The organism is Mycobacterium sp. (genome assembly GCF_004298145.1).
Lineage (GTDB): Bacteria > Actinomycetota > Actinomycetes > Mycobacteriales > Mycobacteriaceae > Mycobacterium.
Map to the genome: position 1 here is coordinate 1 of NZ_SCRH01000054.1, position 16,662 is coordinate 16,662.

Genomic DNA, 16,662 nt, shown 5'->3' on the forward strand with positions numbered 1-16,662 from the left:
ATCAAGGGCGAGAAGACTTCCGACGAGGCCCTGGCCCGGGTGTTCGACTACACGCTGGCCATCGGCAAGACCCCGATCGTCGTCAACGACAGCCGTGGGTTCTTCACCAGCCGCGTCATCACGGCCTTCATCAACGAGGCAATGACGATGCTCGGCGAGGGCGTGCCCGCGGCCAGCATCGAGCACGCCGGTTCGCAGGCCGGCTACCCGGCCCCGCCCCTGCAACTCCTCGATGAGCTCAACCTCGAACTGCTGCAGAAGGTGTCCATCGCCACCCGCGAGGCTGTCGAAACCGCGGGCGGCACCTACGAGCCGCACCCGGGAGAGTCCGTTCTGGAGAAGATGATCGAGATCGGGCGGCCCAGCCGTTTGAAGGGTGCCGGCTTCTACGAGTACGTCGACGGCAAGCGCACCGGCCTGTGGCCGGGCCTGCGCGAGACGTTCAAGTCGGGCAGTGCCGAGATTCCGTTGCAGGACATGATCGATCGGATGCTGTTCGCCGAGGCGCTCGAGACGCAGAAGTGCCTGGAAGAGGGCGTGCTGACGTCGACCGCCGACGCCAACATCGGCTCGATCATGGGCATCGGCTTCCCGCCCTACACCGGTGGTAGCGCGCAGTTCATCGTCGGCTACTCCGGTGCCGGCGGCACAGGTAAGGATGCCTTCGTGGCCCGGGCCAAGGAACTGGCAGCCCGCTGCGGCGACCGCTTCCTGCCGCCGAGCTCGCTCACCTAACCACCGCGAGCAGACGGGCGGCGCTGGAAAAGGTGCTAGCGCGCTTCACGACGGAAATGGGGCGGCGCGCAGGTAGGCACCGCAGTGATAAATCAGCGGAGCCGGTGGTTTGTCGTCCTGAGTGGCCTCGCAATGCGCGTGGGTGACCAATCCGATAACCAGCGTCGAGTCGCCGGCTTCGATGAGGTGGCGCGGCTCGGCCCGAAACCAGACCGGGGTGTCGTGCAGCAGTGGTTCACCCGTATCCAGCGCAGTCCATGACGCGGTGTCGGCGAACCGAAGTTCTGCACTCTGGGAAAAGCGTTGAGCCAAAGCAAGTTGGTGTTCGGCCAGCAAGTGGATGATCAACGATTCAGCATTCCGTAGCGCGGCGATACTGGACGACGTGTGGGTGATATTGAAACTCACCAGCGGCGGATTCAGCGACAGCGACGCCAGCGAGGTGGCGGTGAATCCCACGGGGCCGCTTGGCGAGGCGAGGGTGATGACAGCCACGCCGGCGGGATGACGGCGCAACGTGGCCCGATAAATAGATGCCTCCACGCGGCTAGACATGAAACTCCTTGTCGGGCAGATATATCAGGCCGCGCTGCGCGGATAGATCAACCTCAGCTGCGTCGCGTCGATCTGTAGGGGAAAACGCCGCAGCCGGGGCAACGTGATTTCGCAGAAATCACGCAGCGTTGTCGACGACAGCGGTCGCACCGTGACCCCGTCCGCGACACGCGCAACAAAAATGTCTCCGATCAGCCCGGCAAGTCCCGCCGGTGTTCCCACATACCGCAGTGATTCGGAATGATCGGGCACACCGTCGGAGGCGCCGAGGGACAGTAGCTGAGCACGCGCGGCGCTGAAATGCTCGGCGGTCATCGCTTCGAGGTCCACCAAGACGGTCGTAACGTCGCAATGATCGCTGCGTTCACTGGCATCCCGGTGAATTCGCGCGGTTTCGCGTTGAGCCGCGCACAGATCAGACGCTTTAATCCTCACCGTGGTGAAGTTCGGGCGATTACACGCGGTCAAATCGACCCAGTCGCGGCCGAGGTCTACCGCGATACGGAGCCGCCGATTTTGCCCTGCAGCATAACGAAAACTGATATCGGACATAAATTCTCGCCTATCCGACTTGGCGAGCCAAGCCTTGCCAGTATGGTTTGCGAAGGCTCTTCTTGTCGACTTTCCCGGTCGCGTTCAGCGGGACGGCCTCGGCGAAGACCACCGTCTTGGGTGCGCTGACGCTGCCCAATCGGGCCTTGACGTGATTGATGAGGTCTTCTTCGGTCACGGCCGATCCCGGTTTGATCACGACGACGGCAAGAACCGCCTCACCCCATTTCTCGTGTGGCACACCGATTACCGCCGCCTGCGATACCGCGGCATGGGTGATCAGTACGTCTTCAACCTGTCGGGGGAACACGTTGAAGCCGCCGGTGACGATCATGTCGCGCTTGCGGTCGACGATGTAGAGAAAGCCATCGTCATCGAGGCGGCCGATGTCACCGGTGTGGATCCAACCGTCCCGCATAACCTCGGAATTGCGCGACGGGTCGAGGTAGGACTGCATTTGACCGAGTTGCTTGGTGCAGACTTCGCCGGGGTCGCCATCTTTGACGGCATGGCCGTTTTCGTCGCGGATCACGATGCCGACGTTGACCAGCGGGCGGCCCGCCGAGGCCAGCCGCGCCAGCCCGGCCGCACCATCGCTGCGGTGCTCGTGTTTGCGCAGGCAGGAGACGAAGCCCTGCTCTGTGCCCGCGTAGACCTGGATAAAGACCGGGCCGAACACGTCCAGGGCCGCGCGCAGCCGGTCGGGTGCGATCGGTGCGCCGGCATAGATCATCGTTTTCAGGGTCGATATGTCGAAATCGGTTCGGCGTGGATCATCGAGAAGCAGATAGATGATCGTGGGTACCACAGCCGTGGCAGTTACCCGGTGGCGCTCGATATTGGCCAGCAGCGTGGATACGTCCAGGGCGGGCAGCATCACGTTGGTGCCGCCACGCACGAATGTCGGCATCACGAATGCTTGGGAATAGTGAGTCAGTGGTGCACCGTGTGCGAACACCTCGCCGAACGCGATATCGGCCATGTCCAGTCCGGCCGAAATCCCGTAATAGCCCCAGGTGAAATGGGAGTTCACGACACCCTTGGGTTCCCCGGTGCTTCCCGAAGTGAACAAGATGAATGCCTCATCGTGTTCATCGATATCGACCTGCGGCCGGGTGCGCGGTTGGCGGTCGACGATTTCCGCGAAGTCGTTGGCATCCAAGAGATTTGGCTGCTCGGCTGTGGCACCGACACGGATGAGTGTGCGCAGAGCGGGGACCGCGTGGCAGATCTCGGCGACGACGCTTTCCAACTTGGCGTGATAAATCAGGGTGGTGGCCCCAGTCAAACTCAGATTCGAGGTCAGGGTGCTCGCTGAGGCACGCGTCGCCATTTGGACGAGGACCGCCCCAGTCGCCCAGATCGCCTGTTGGCACGGGATGAACTCCAACACATTGGGCATCAGCAAGCCGACGCGATGGCCCTTCTCGACACCCAGTACGGTCAGCGCGTGGGCGATCTGATTGCGCCACTCGTTCATCTCCCGATACGTCAGTGCCCGATCACCCTCGATGATCGCCACCGAGTCCCGGTGATACACGCAGACCCGGTCGAGGACATCGGGCATGGGACCCCACATCGTTAGACCATTGCCCGATCATCGGCACGGTTAGGCTTCGACAGCTCGATCGCGCACTCAGCTTCCACGGGGACTGCTCCTTCGTCGCGCGGCGTTCTACGGCTTCCGCTGACGGTATCGACGCACCACGCCAATAACGACTAACCCCGGGATGAGAGCTATTGCCCCATCGAGGGAGAGGCGACGAGGGGCTGCTTGATCGCGCTGACGACGGCGCCCACGTCTTCGTCGCCGAGCAGGTAGGGGGTATAGAGCGTGAACCTGTCGACCAACCCACCGAACCGCCGCGCGATGTCGGCGCCGACCTCCGCGGGGCTGCCGACCACTGCGATCGTATGCAGGACGGTGTCGTCGACGAGGCCCGACATCGCCTGCCATTGTCCAAGTTTGGACAGCCGATGAAGTTCTAGATGCAGATCTCCCCAGCCGTGCAGGTCCAGCACTTTGCGGTATGCCGGGGTGGCCCCGTAGAACGCGATCTGGTCACGAACCAGCTGGATTGCTGTCGTGAGCGACTCGTCGTCGCCGCCGGTGGCGACCAGGCCGGGGTACGTGATGCTGAAGTCCGTTCGGGCACGACCACTAGCACGCAGACCCGCATCGATGAGCGGGACCGTCACCTCACGCAAGTACCGAGCGGTCGTAAAGCCGTGCACCAGCAGCCCGTCAGCAACCTCGGCCGCAACTGTTGTCATGTGCGGACCCACAGCGGCCACCACCACTCGGGGCGGCCCGAACGGGTTGGGCCGGGGAGTGAACATCGGGGTCATGAGAGTGTGCTGGTAGTGCGCCCCGCGAAAGTCGAGATTCTCCCCGGCGTGCCAGCAGCGCCAGATCGCCTGCAGCGCCTGAATGTATTCACGCATCCGCTGGGCAGGTGCCGACCAGGGCATCCCGAAGCGGCGTTGGATGTGCGCCTGAATCTGAGATCCTAAACCCAGAACGAATCGGCCCTGGCTGAAGGAATTCAGATCATTGGCCGCGGTCGCCATCGTCATCGGGCTACGGGCGAATGCCACCGCGATCGCAGTTCCCAGCTGCAGTACGCGAGACCTCTCCGCGGCGATCATCAACGGCAGGAATGGATCCCGGCTCACCTCAGTGGACCAGACGCCGTCAAAGCCCAAGAGCTCGGCAGTCGCCACTTGCGCGGCCAGACCTTCGAGGTCGGCGCCACCGGTTCCGTCAACAGAACCGCCGATGTTGGCATCGATGTACATGCCGCTACCCTGACACACCTGGCCGAATGGCTGCTCACAGGCTGTCCGCACGGGGGATGAAGATCCTCCCCTGGTGGCTGCCAAAGTCGGTGAGCCAGATCCTACTGTCGGCGACTATGCCACCGATCGATCACGCCCTGAACCTGACAACGCAGGCGATTCTGACGTACGCGAGCTGGGTGTTGACTGCGGTGATTCTTCTGCTCACGGTGCGCATGGGGCTCCGCGAACGCACCCCGTTCTACACGCTGATGGTGTTGGCCGCGATGGCCGGAGCCTTCGCCGAGCCCCTCTATGACGTCGCGATGATGCTGTACTTCTATGCAGGCTCCGATATGTGGACCCACTTTACGGCCTTCGATATCCCCCAGCCGATTTGGACGCATAGCGGATACGTCGTGTTGTACGCAAGCGCAGCGATCTTCATCGCTCAAGATGCACACCGCGGCACTCTCACTCGGAACAGGTTGTTTCGTTGGGCGGCGGTAGAACTGGTGATGTCATGCGTGTTTGAGATATTCGGCATCAACGGCGGCGCGTACACCTACTGGGGTCCGCATGTCCTGCGGATCTTCCACTATCCCTTGGTAATCGGTGTGCTGGAGGCAGCCCAAGTGGTCTGTTTTGCCATCGCCGCAGCGCAGCTGCGCAGTCGCAGCACCGCTGGGTGGCAGCTCATGGGCTTGTTCGTCGTGTTTCCCTGTACCTTTTTTATGGCCAACTTCGGTGGCGGCTGGCCGACCATCATCGCGCTGCACGCACAGAAGACTTCCGCAGCGTTGGTGGCTGCGGCGACGGTGGTCAGCATCTGCTTCGCGCTGGTTCTGGTGCGCTTCGCTGCGTCTCTCCTGCCGCCCGCCGAGCCCGATCGATCACGCGGTGATACCGAGGACGGCGCGTGCAGCCTCGGTCAGCACAACGCGCAGTCGGTCCTCGGCGAGCCCGGTGTTATGAAACAGCGGTGACTGGATCGCACCAATCACGGCGTGCACCACGGTGCGGGCTTCGCTATCGGTGAGGTCACCGCGCAATTCGTTGAGCGCGTGAACCCATTCCTCGAGATAGAGTCGCTGCTTGCGGCGTAGCCGGCGGCGGTCTTCTTCAGGCAGGTTGTTGATCTCGTTGTAGTAGACCTGCGCCAATTCACGATCGCCGACAACGAACTCCACCTGGCCGGCGATCAGGCGGTCCAGCGCATGACCCAAATCCGTGGTGGTCTTGAGGATTTCCTGCTCGTCACGTAGTAACTCGTCGATGACGCGATCGAAGAGAGCGACCAAGACCGCGGATTTACTTTCGAAGTGCCGGTACACTCCGGAGCCGGTAATACCCGCGGCTGCCCCGATCTGAGCGATCGAAACGGCATGAAAGCCGTTGCGCGCAACAAGATCCGCGGCAGCGGCCATGATCCGCGCCTTGCGTTCAGGATCTCGGATCCGCACGGAAGGCTGTGGCGTCAGCGGTTCGGCAGCTATGGTTCACCTCCGAAGTGTGTGATGGCTAGCATCCTATACCCTCACGAACTGGTGATTCGATACCTTTTTAGTTAACTCCCATTCGCCGTACGCGGCAGGGTGCGGTGCGAACACGTGCTCAACAATCCTTCCCACACGCTCCATAGGGAGTACCTCCGCATCGAATCCGGTGCCTGGAAGATGCGGTCACGCCCGCGGCCTATCACCGCAGAACCCAAATTGGTCGCCACCTTGGGTGAATGCCCCAGAAGGAGGAGCGATATCCCTCTTCTAGATGCCGCCATCACAGCCGTACCGCCGTTACGGTTCGTCAATGTCGTCGGCTGATGGGGCCGCCGCATGCACACCAGCGGTGGGGCGGGAGTCTTCGGTGCGCAGCGATATGAGAGCTGTTACGCCAGAACGGATCATGACTTGGATCCATCGCGCGCAGCTCCCCGTCGACGGTGACCAGAAAGGTGGCAGCGTGACGTCGTTGAATATGGCCACGAAACCGGTGCGTGCGGTCGGGGGCTTCTTCGCGATGTCGTTGGACACTTTCGTGTTGATGTTTCGGCCGCCCTTCGCCTGGCGTGAATATCTATTTCAGAGTTGGTTTGTGGCGCGGGTGTCGGTGGTGCCGGCGGTGATGATGACCCTGCCGTACGCGGTACTGCTGACCTTCACCTTCAATATCTTGTTGACCGAAATCGGTGCCGGGGATTTCTCAGGCACGGGAGCGGCGATCGGCACGGTCAATCAGATCGGTCCGATTGTCACAGTCCTGGTGGTCTCGGGAGCGGGAGCGACCGCGATGTGCGCCGATCTCGGGGCACGCACCATCCGCGAGGAGCTCGACGCGCTCCGCGTGATGGGGATCAATCCGATTCAGGCGTTGGTGATTCCTCGCGTGCTGGCAGCGACGACGGTGGCGTTGGCGCTGTCGTCGGCGGTGACCATCGTGGGCCTGGGCGGGGCGTTCTTTTTCACCGTCTATATCCAGCACGTCTCGGCGGGCGCGTTCGTGACAGGCCTGACCACACTGACCGGCGCCGGTGACGTGCTCGTCTCGTTAGCCAAGGCGACGCTGTTCGGGATGGCGGCGGGTCTCATCGCCTGTTACAAGGGCATCTCGGTGGGCGGCGGCCCGGCCGGTGTGGGTAACGCGGTCAACGAGACGGTGGTGTTCACCTTCATGGTGTTGTTCGCCATCAATGTCATCGTGACCGCAATCGGCGTCCAGTTCACGGTGCAGTGAGGTGAAACGATGATCCATGCCGCCGCGCCCAGTCCTGCGGGCACCATTCCCGCGCCGCTGCACCCTTTGTTGCGGCGCGCCGCCGACAATGCGATCAGCGGATGGAACCGGATCGGGGCGCAAACGCGTTTCTACGCCACGACATTGCGTTTGATCCCGGATGCCGTTGTCAATTACCGGACTGAGCTGCTGCGACTGATCGCCCAAATGGGTTTGGGCGCAGCGGCGCTCGCGGTGATCGGCGGGACGGTCGTCATCGTCGCGTTCTTGACGATGACCACTGGTGCGCTGGTGGCGGTGCAGGGCTACAACCAGTTGGCGTCGGTGGGCATCGAAGCCCTGACCGGATTCGCGTCGTCATACTTCAATGTCCGGCTGATCGTGCCTGGCACCGCTTCGGTCGCGTTGTCGGCCACCATCGGTGCGGGTGCCACCGCTCAAATGGGAGCGATGCGGATAAACGAGGAAATCGATGCGCTCGAAGTGATCGGTATCCGCAGCATCAGCTATCTGGCTTCCACCCGAGTGGCTGCCGGGGTGGTGGTGGTAATCCCGCTGTATTGCGTGGCGATGATGATGGCCTTCCTGGCGGCCCGCGTGGGCACCACCTCCATCTACGGCCAGGGCTCGGGAGTCTACGACCACTACTTCAATACCTTCCTCAATCCGCGAGACATGATCTGGTCGTTCTTTCAGTGCATCTCGATCACCGTTGTCGTCATGCTGGTGCACACCTACTACGGCTATACCGCGAGCGGTGGCCCGGCCGGAGTTGGTGAGGCGGTGGGTCGGGCCGTACGCAGCTCGATGGTGGTCGCCGCGGTTGTCATCGTGATGATCACGCTTGCCGTCTACGGTAAGTCCGGCAATTTCCATCTGGCGAGCTAGCGCGATGGTATTGCGGCAACGAGGGCAGGAAATTCACCCGGCGTGGTGGACACTGATCTTGTTCGCGACGATCGGCGCATTCTTCTTTGTCACCACAACGGCTTTCGCCGGCACCTACAAGTCTTATGTGCCGGTGACACTGCGATCGGACCGGGCGGGGCTGGTGATGGAGCCCGGCGCGAAGGTGCAGTTGCGCGGTGTCCAGGTGGGCAAGGTCGGCGACGTCGGTGGTGCGAACAACGGCCAGATCAGCTTGACGCTCGATATCGACCACGACCAGATCCGCCACATCCCCGCCAATGTGGAGGCCCAAATCAAGGCCACCACCGCGTTCGGCGCCAAATTCGTCGAGCTGGTCTATCCGCAGCACCCCAGCGCGGCGCGCCTTGCGGCCGGCATGGTGCTGCGATCAACAAATTCCAGCACCGAGATCAACACCGTCTTCGAAAACGTGGTTGACCTGCTCACCATGGTGGATCCACTCAAGCTGAACGCGGTCCTGACCGCGGTGGCCGAGGGGGTGCGCGGTCAGGGCCAACGCATGGGTGAAGCGACTAGCGCCCTCAATGAGGTTCTGCTGGCCCTGAATTCGCGCAGCGATACCTTGCGCGATGACTGGCGCACTTTCAAGGATCTCAACGACACCTATGCTGCAGCAGCCCCCGATATCCTGCAGATTCTCGACGCCGCGAGCACCACGAGCACTACCGTGGTCAAGCATTCGGACACACTGGATACGTTGCTGCTCAACGCCGTCGGCTTATCGAGGGCAGGAACCAATCTGCTGGGCACCAGCAGAGACGGCCTCATCGGCACCATCAACACATGGGAACCGACAACAAATTTACTGCAGACCTACAGCCCCGAGTACACCTGCATGTTGCAGGGTGCCCAGTGGTTCCTCGACCATGGCGGCCGCTCGGCGTACGGCGGCGGCACCAGCGGTCAGGGCTTCGACTTCGATATCGCGCTGCTGCTCGGCAACGACCCCTACGCCTATCCCGACAACCTGCCCGTCGTCAACGCCAAGGGCGGGCCGGGCGGCAAACCGGGATGTGGTTCGCTACCCGACCCGACCAAGAATTTTCCGGTGCGCCAGCTGATCACCGACACGGGTTGGGGAACCGGGCTCGACATGCGGCCCAATCCGGGCATCGGACATCCGTGTTGGGTGAACTACGGCCCGGTCACCCGAGGTAACCCGCAGCCGCCCAGCATCCGCCAATGCATCCCCGGGGCGGCGATCGGGCCCGACCCCGGGGCGCCGCCGTTCGGCGCGGCCCGCTACGGACCGGGAGGGGTGCCGCTATGGCCGGGCGTGCCGCCCGCTCCGCCCCTGCCGGCTCCGGCGATGCCCCCATCGCCATGACCGCAAACGATTCATAGGAGACCGGGAGAGATGCTGTGCGAACTCAGCTAAGAGCCGTCGTGTGGCGACTAGCCGTCTTCCTGACGGTCTGCGCGTTCGGCGCGTTTCTGCTCCTGACCATCTTCGCGCAGTTCCGGTTCGGCACCGGCACCACCTACCGCGCCGAGTTCACCAATGTGTCTGGTCTCAAGAAGGGCAATCTGGTCCGCATCGCCGGGGTGGAAGTCGGTAAGGTTCAAGGGATTTCGGTTAATCGAGACGCAACGATACGAGTGGACTTCTCCACGGATAGTTCAGTGGTCCTCACCCAGGCAAGCCAAGCCGCGATTCGCTACGACAACTTGTTCGGGGGCCGCTACCTGGCCCTGGAAGACGGTGCGGGATCAACCGCAATATTGGGCGCCGGTCAAACGATCCCCGTGGCACGCACCAAGCCCGCATTGGATCTCGATGCGCTCGTCGGTGGTTTCCGGCCGCTGTTTCGGGCGCTTAACCCCGAACAGGTCAACGAGCTCAGCTCACAGCTGCTGCAGGCATTCCAGGGCCAGGGCCCCGCGATCGGCTCGTTTCTGGATCAGGCTGCGGCAGTGACCAATACGTTGGCCGACCGCGACGTTCTGGTTGGTCAAGTTATCGACAACCTCACCGTGGTGCTCGGCTCGCTGGGCGGCCAAACCGACAAGTTGGACAAAGCGGTGACCTCGCTCTCGGAATTGATCGCCGGCTTGGCAGCGCGCAAAACCGACATTTCCAACGCGGTGGCCTACACCAATGCCGCCGCGGGTTCGGTCGCCGATTTGCTTTCGCATGCACGGGGCCCCTTCCAGGAGCTCGTTCACCAGACCGACCGCACCGCGGGCATTGCGGTTACCGACCACGACTACCTCGACAATCTGCTCAACGCCCTACCCGACAAATACCAAGCCCTGAACCGGCAGGCGATCTACGGCGACTTCTTCACGTTCTATCTGTGCAATCTCGTGCTCAAGGTCAATGGCAAGGGCGGTCAACCGGTGTATGTGAAGCTGGCCGGTCAAAGCTCCGGGCGGTGTACGCCGAAATGAAATCGTTTTCCGAGCGCAGCCCGCTGGCCGTCGGCACCGTGGGCCTAATGGCCGTCGCCACGGTGGTGATGGCCGCACTGCAATACCAGAAGCTGCCGTATTTCAATGGGGGCAAAAGCTATTCGGCGTATTTCGCCGACGCCGGCGGGTTGTTCTCCGGCGCCGGGGTCGAAGTATCGGGCTTTCAGGTCGGCAAGGTGTCTGACATCCAACTCGAGGGGCCAGGCGTGCTGGTCACGTTCAAGATCGACAAAGCTGTTCATCTCGGCGAGCGCACCGAGGCCGCGATTAAAACCAAGAGTCTGTTGGGCAGCAAGGTTCTTGACGTAACGCCACGCGGTGCCGGCGACCTCGACCGCGCCATTCCCCTCGACCGCACGGTGTCGCCCTACCAGCTGCCCGACGCCCTGGGCGATTTGGCGACCACCATCAGTGGGCTCAACACCGACCAGCTGTCCGATTCACTAGCCGCGCTGGCGCAAACCTTCGCCGACACCCCGGCCGAGCTGAAAAATACGGTGCAGGGCGTGGCCCGGTTTGCCCAAGTCCTGGACACCCGCGACGCCCAACTGCGTAACCTGCTCGACAACGCCTCCAAAGCCACCGCAGTGCTGGCCAAGCGCACCGATCAGGTGGTCAGCCTGGTCACAGACACCAACGCGCTCCTGGCACAGCTGCGCACCCAAAGCGCCGCCCTGGACCAGATTTGGACCAATATCTCCGCGGTGTCACAGCAATTGAAGGGATTCATCGCCGACAACGGCCAGCAGCTGCGTCCGGCGCTGGACAAGCTCAACGGGGTGTTGGCGATCGTGGACACCCGCAAGGAACGCGTGCAGCAATCCATCAAGATGATCAACGCCTACGCCATATCGCTGGGCGAATCGGTGGGCTCGGGCCCGTTCTTCAAAGCCTATGTAGTCAACCTGCTGCCCGGCCAGTTCGTGCAGCCTTTCATCAGCGCCGCATTCTCCGACCTCGGACTGGACCCGGCCACCTTGCTGCCCTCACAGCTCAGTGACCCGCAGACCGGTCAGCCCGGCACCCCACCACTGCCCATGCCCTACCCGCGGACCGGACAAGGTGGCCAGCCCAGGCTCAGCATTCCCGACGCGATTACCGGGAACCCCGGCGACCACCCATGCCCCCTACCCGGGCCCGGCTGCTACCCCTACCGGCAACCGCCAGCGGCCCCGCCGCCAGGCGGACCGCCACCGGGCCCACCCGCGCCAGCCCCGCCCGGGCTCGCGTCGACCCCCGAACCCACGCCCTCACCCGTCTATGTTCCGGCCCCGGGTGAAGTCGCACCCGGCCAGCAGCCGGCGGGCCAGCGATGACCGCCCAGTTGCGGCGCGCCCGCGCCGTTTTGGCGATCGCGTTGGCGTTGGTTCTCGCCGCCGGGGTCGCGGTGGCGCTGAGCACCTCCGAGCAGGCCGCACGGAACGTGGTGGTCGCCTACTTCGACAACAGCACCGGCCTGTTCCCCGGGGATGACGTCCGCATCCGGGGGGTGGCCGTGGGCAAGGTCGACAAGATCGAACCTCAGCCGCAGCGGGCCAAAGTCTCGTTTTGGATCAACCGCAAACACAAGGTGCCCGCGGATGCCAAGGCTGTGATCCTGTCGCCTCAGTTGGTCACCGGTCGAGCGATTCAGCTGACCCCGCCCTATACCGGCGGACCCACCATGGCCAACGGCTCGGTTATCCCCCAGAACCGCACCGCGGTCCCGGTCGAATGGGATGACCTGCGAGCCCAACTTCAGCGGCTGACCGAGTTGCTCAAGCCGACCCAGCCAGGAGGAGTCAGCACGCTGGGCGCACTGATCAACACCGCTTCCGACAACCTGCGCGGACAGGGCGGCGCCATCCGCGACGCCATCATCAAACTGTCCCAGACGGTTTCGGCGCTGGGCGACCACAGCACAGACATCTTCACCACCCTCAAAAATTTGTCGACGCTGGTGTCCGCGCTGCACGACAGCGCCGATCTGCTTGAACAACTCAACCGCAACCTGGCCTCGGTGTCCTCGCTGCTGGCCGACGACCCCAACAAAGTCGCTCACGCTACCGAAGACCTCAACGCGGTAGTCGGCGACGTGAACCACTTCGCCGCCGAGAACCGCGAAGCGCTCGGCACGGCCTTCGACAAGCTCACCTCCATCAGCAACGCCGTAGTCGCCAGCCTCGATGACCTCAAGCAGACACTGCACCTGGCCCCAACGACATTGGGCAACTTCAACAACATTTACGAGGCGTCCAACGGATCGCTGACCGGCGCACTGGCGATCAACAACATGGCCAACCCCATCAACTTCCTGTGCGGAGCGGTGCAGGCCGCCTCCCGCTTAGGCGGCGAACAAGCGGCCAAACTATGCGCGCAATATATGGCGCCGATCTTCAAGAACCGCCAAATCAACTTCCCGCCGATCGGCGAAAACCTGTTGGTTGGAGCGCAGGCCAGACCCAACGAGGTCACCTACAGCCAGGATTGGATGCGGCCCGATTACGTCCCACCCGCCCCGGATACGGCACCGCAGGCACCCGATACCACCATCGTGCAAACCAACCCCGCCGCCGGCCTGCCCGGGTTGATGCTGCCACCGGGAGGCGGTTCATGAGGCCACACCGTCTACGCGGCAGCCACGCAGCTCTCGTGATTATCATTGCGGTGGCCGGGATATCGGGCTGCAGCTGGCACGGATTGAACTCCCTGCCCCTGCCCGGCACTCAGGGCAACGGCCCGGGCTCTTTCGTGATCCAGGCTCAGATGCCCGATGTCAACAACATCCAACCCAACTCCCGGGTGCGGGTGGCTGACGTCACCATCGGACACGTAACCAAAATTGAGCGCCAAGGCTGGCATGCGCTGGTCACCATGCGCCTCAACGCAGATGTCAACCTGCCCCCCAACGCCACCGCCCGGATCGGCACAACCAGCCTGCTGGGTTCGTTACACATCGAACTTGCAGCGCCCAAAGATGGCCCGACGCAAGGTAGATTACGCGGCGGCTCACTGATCCCGTTGTCCCGTGCGGGGGCCTATCCAAGCACCGAGCAGACGCTGGCGGCGCTGTCGCTGGTGATCAATGGGGGCGGACTGGGCCATATCCAAGACATCACCGAGGCCTTCAGTACGGCCCTGCAAGGCCGCGGGAGAGATCTGCGCAGCCTGATCGGTCAACTCGACAAATTCAGCGCAAACCTCAACGACCAGACCGGTGTCATCATCGCGGCCACCGACAGTCTGAACAGGCTGGTCGCGAGGTTCGCCGCGCAACAACCCGTGCTGGATCGGGCCCTGGCGACCATCCCCGACGCGCTGGCGGTGCTCAACAACCAGCGGCACAACCTGGTCGACGCGGCCGATGCGCTCAGCAAATTCAGCGCGCTGACCGCCGACACGGTCAATAAGACCAAAGAAAATCTCGTCAAGGAACTCAGCCAACTCGCACCGGTGTTGGAATCGCTGGCAAACGCCGGCCCCAGCCTGACGCGCTCGCTCAGTTTGATCTCCACCTTCCCGTTTCCAAACGAAGAGATCGAGAAATGGATGCGGGGTGACTACGCCAATATGACGGCGATCGTGGATCTCACGCTGAGCCGCATCGACCAAGGCATATTCACCGGGACCCGCTGGGAGTGCCATCTGACCCAGTTGGAGCTGCAGTGGGGCCGCACCATCGGTCAATTCCCCAGCCCGTGCACCGCAGGCTACCGCGGCACACCGGGCAATCCGCTCGTCATCCCCTACCACCAGGACCAGGGGCCCTAGATGTATCTGAGTAAAACGATCAAGATTCAGTTGGCAATCTTCACCGCAGTTGCGATCGTGGCGGTGACCGTCATGTCTTTGCACTTCATGAAGCTGCCGGCCATGTTCTTCGGCGTCGGCCGGTACACCGTGACAGTACGCCTGCCACAAACCGGCGGCCTTTACCCCAGCAGCAACGTCACCTACCGCGGCACCGAAGTGGGCCGGGTGCAATCGGTTTCCCTGACCGACACCGGCGTCGAAGCGGCGCTCTCGCTGAAATCCGGCATCGATATCCCCTCGGATCTCAAGGCCGAAGTGCATAGTCAATCCGCGATCGGCGAACAGTACGTCGAGCTCCTCCCCCAGAATGCCACCTCACCGCCACTCAAGAACGGCGACGTGATCCAGGCCGGCCACACGTCGGTACCTCCCGACATCAATTCCCTTCTCGCAGCTGCGAACACGGCTTTGCGCGCCATCCCGCATGACAACCTCAAGACGGTCATCGATGAGTCCTATACGGCCGTAGGAGGGCTGGGCCCCGAACTATCTCGCCTCGTCAAAGGTTCATCCGACCTGTCGATCGAAGCCCACAACAACCTCGACCCGCTGCTTAGCCTGATCGATCAATGGCAACCCGTAGCCCAGTCGCAGAACCGCACCTCAGAAGCAATTCAGGGCTGGGCTTCCCACCTCGCCACCGTCACCAGTGAATTGCAAACGCACGACCAGGCCGTCGCCGGCACCATTGACAAAGGCGGCGCGGCGGCCGCCGAAGCACGCCAGCTGATCGATCGGATGCAACCGACCCTACCCATCCTGATGGCCAACCTTCTCAGCGTCGGCAACGTCGCACTGGCCTACCGAAACGACATCGAACAACTGCTCGTGCTTTTGCCGGAAGGCATTTCGATCATGGGAGCCACACTGGTGGCCAACGCCAATACCAAACAGCCCTACCGCGGCGCCTACCTCAGTTTCAACCTCAACATCAACCTGCCCCCCGCCTGCACCACCGGGTTCCTTCCCGCTCAACAACAGCGCAGCGCCAGTTTCGTCGACTACCCGCAGCGCGCACCCGGCGACCTGTACTGCCGGGTCCCCCAAGACTCACCACTCAACGTGCGCGGCGCCCGCAATATCCCGTGCGAAACCGTGCCGGGTAAGCGCGCACCCACCGTCAAGATGTGCGAGAGCGACGAGCAGTATGTACCGCTCAACGACGGCTTCAACTGGAGGGGCGATCCCAACGCCACCCTGTCCGGTCAAAGCGTCCCGCAGCTACCGCCCGGCTCACCGCCGTCGCCCGCCGCACCTGCGCCGATCGCGACCGCGCAATACGACCCGGCCACCGGCGCCTATACCGGACCCGACGGCAAGCTCTACACCCAATCCGACCTGGCCCATACGCCACCGAAGGACAAGACATGGAAATCGATGCTGCTGCCACCGGGCCACTGACGTCGGCGGACCCAAAAAAGACCGAGATACGTTATTGCAGCATCGTTTTGCTTGCCTTGACAATCACCGGCAGCGTCCTACCGGACACGCCCGCAGCGCATGCCGACGGCGACAACAACACCCTGGTGCCGAACAATCACCGGCTCAACAATGGCGTAGTCGCCAACGTCTACACCGTTCAGCAGCAAGCGGGTTGCACCAACGATGTCCGGATCAACCCCCAACTACAACTCGCCGCCCAACGACACACCGTCGACGTCCTGCACAACCGGAACCTCGACGGCGACATCGGCTCTGACGGATCCACCACGCAAGATCGCGCAAACAGCGCCGGATACAATGGCCGTGTCACCGAAACCATGGCCATCAACCCCGCCATGTCAATCAGCGGCATAGAACTGATCAACCGGTGGTACAAAGACCCCGCCGCCTACGCCATCATGTCCGATTGCACTAACAACCAAATCGGGGTGTGGTCAGAAAACAGCCCAGATCGCACCGTGGTGGTAGCCGTCTACGGCCAAGGTGGCCAACAACATCCAGCACTAACGACGGGACCACCTCCGATAGCGGCCGCGCAGGAAAACATCCCGCTGGACCCCAGTCCCGACTACCACGCCCGCGACGAACTCGAATACGGCCTCAACGCGCTTCCCTGGATCCTGCGCGGCGTCTATCCACCCCCCGCCATACCACCTTCATAGCGGCACAGACCACGTGCGTCCGAACTCTGCTGGCTCTTCGCCCTGACCGGTACCAGGTCTTCGGTGAGGG

At 62.8% G+C, this 16,662-nt stretch carries 16 protein-coding genes; 11 read left to right on the plus strand and 5 right to left on the minus strand.

The window, feature by feature from the left end:
* On the plus strand, window positions 1-735 hold a 735-nt coding region (locus EPN51_RS23050; protein ID WP_293047306.1), incomplete at its 5' end, for a 3-hydroxyacyl-CoA dehydrogenase family protein.
* A 45-nt stretch (window positions 736-780) separates the two neighbouring features.
* On the opposite strand, the gene EPN51_RS23055 is transcribed toward EPN51_RS23050, so the two are convergent.
* The 4 genes from EPN51_RS23055 to EPN51_RS23070 all read right to left on the minus strand — a co-directional run bounded on the left by EPN51_RS23055 (window position 781) and on the right by EPN51_RS23070 (window position 4,641).
* Window positions 781-1,290: a flavin reductase family protein gene (locus tag EPN51_RS23055; RefSeq protein ID WP_293047308.1), complete on the minus strand. Its 510-nt coding sequence runs from the start codon at window positions 1,288-1,290 to the stop codon at window positions 781-783.
* A 24-nt stretch (window positions 1,291-1,314) separates the two neighbouring features.
* On the minus strand, window positions 1,315-1,842 hold the full coding sequence (locus EPN51_RS23060) for a hypothetical protein (RefSeq protein ID WP_293047310.1): 528 nt from the start codon (window positions 1,840-1,842) through the stop codon (window positions 1,315-1,317).
* Between the two features lie 10 nt (window positions 1,843-1,852).
* Complete coding sequence (locus EPN51_RS23065; RefSeq protein ID WP_293047312.1) at window positions 1,853-3,421, minus strand: AMP-binding protein; 1,569 nt, start codon at window positions 3,419-3,421, stop codon at window positions 1,853-1,855.
* Between the two features lie 158 nt (window positions 3,422-3,579).
* On the minus strand, window positions 3,580-4,641 hold the full coding sequence (locus EPN51_RS23070; protein ID WP_293047314.1) for an LLM class F420-dependent oxidoreductase: 1,062 nt from the start codon (window positions 4,639-4,641) through the stop codon (window positions 3,580-3,582).
* Window positions 4,642-4,757: 116 nt separating this feature from the next.
* On the opposite strand from EPN51_RS23070, the gene EPN51_RS23075 reads away from it, so the two are divergent.
* Window positions 4,758-5,606, plus strand: coding sequence for a hypothetical protein (locus EPN51_RS23075; RefSeq protein ID WP_293047316.1), 849 nt, complete (start codon window positions 4,758-4,760; stop codon window positions 5,604-5,606).
* Here EPN51_RS23075 and EPN51_RS23080 read toward each other — a convergent pair.
* On the minus strand, window positions 5,514-6,047 hold the full coding sequence (locus EPN51_RS23080) for a TetR/AcrR family transcriptional regulator (protein WP_293047318.1): 534 nt from the start codon (window positions 6,045-6,047) through the stop codon (window positions 5,514-5,516). The two genes, EPN51_RS23075 and EPN51_RS23080, sit on opposite strands and share 93 nt — an antisense overlap.
* A gap of 550 nt (window positions 6,048-6,597) precedes the next feature.
* On the opposite strand from EPN51_RS23080, the gene EPN51_RS23085 reads away from it, so the two are divergent.
* The 9 genes from EPN51_RS23085 to EPN51_RS23125 are packed head-to-tail and all read left to right on the plus strand — an operon-like array spanning window position 6,598 to window position 16,592.
* A complete protein-coding gene (locus tag EPN51_RS23085) occupies window positions 6,598-7,353 on the plus strand; it encodes an ABC transporter permease (protein ID WP_293047582.1) in 756 nt (251 codons plus the stop codon).
* A 9-nt stretch (window positions 7,354-7,362) separates the two neighbouring features.
* Window positions 7,363-8,241 (plus strand): ABC transporter permease, encoded by an 879-nt coding sequence (locus EPN51_RS23090; protein WP_293047320.1) that lies wholly within the window; start codon window positions 7,363-7,365, stop codon window positions 8,239-8,241.
* A gap of 4 nt (window positions 8,242-8,245) precedes the next feature.
* Window positions 8,246-9,610 (plus strand): MCE family protein, encoded by a 1,365-nt coding sequence (locus tag EPN51_RS23095; RefSeq protein ID WP_293047322.1) that lies wholly within the window; start codon window positions 8,246-8,248, stop codon window positions 9,608-9,610.
* Between the two features lie 35 nt (window positions 9,611-9,645).
* Window positions 9,646-10,674 carry an MCE family protein gene (locus tag EPN51_RS23100; RefSeq protein WP_293047324.1) on the plus strand — a complete coding sequence of 343 codons (1,029 nt, stop codon included), beginning with the start codon at window positions 9,646-9,648 and terminating at the stop codon, window positions 10,672-10,674.
* Complete coding sequence (locus EPN51_RS23105) at window positions 10,671-12,011, plus strand: MCE family protein (protein ID WP_293047326.1); 1,341 nt, start codon at window positions 10,671-10,673, stop codon at window positions 12,009-12,011. The genes EPN51_RS23100 and EPN51_RS23105 overlap by 4 nt, the downstream gene beginning before the upstream one ends.
* Complete coding sequence (locus EPN51_RS23110) at window positions 12,008-13,291, plus strand: virulence factor Mce family protein (RefSeq protein ID WP_293047328.1); 1,284 nt, start codon at window positions 12,008-12,010, stop codon at window positions 13,289-13,291. The genes EPN51_RS23105 and EPN51_RS23110 overlap by 4 nt, the downstream gene beginning before the upstream one ends.
* Window positions 13,288-14,445, plus strand: coding sequence for a virulence factor Mce family protein (locus EPN51_RS23115; RefSeq protein WP_293047330.1), 1,158 nt, complete (start codon window positions 13,288-13,290; stop codon window positions 14,443-14,445). Before EPN51_RS23110 ends, EPN51_RS23115 begins: the two co-directional genes overlap by 4 nt.
* Entirely contained in the window at window positions 14,446-15,888 is a 1,443-nt protein-coding gene (locus tag EPN51_RS23120; RefSeq protein WP_293047331.1) for an MlaD family protein, read from the plus strand.
* Window positions 15,855-16,592, plus strand: coding sequence for a CAP domain-containing protein (locus EPN51_RS23125; RefSeq protein WP_293047333.1), 738 nt, complete (start codon window positions 15,855-15,857; stop codon window positions 16,590-16,592). Before EPN51_RS23120 ends, EPN51_RS23125 begins: the two co-directional genes overlap by 34 nt.
* Window positions 16,593-16,662: the final 70 nt, after the last annotated feature.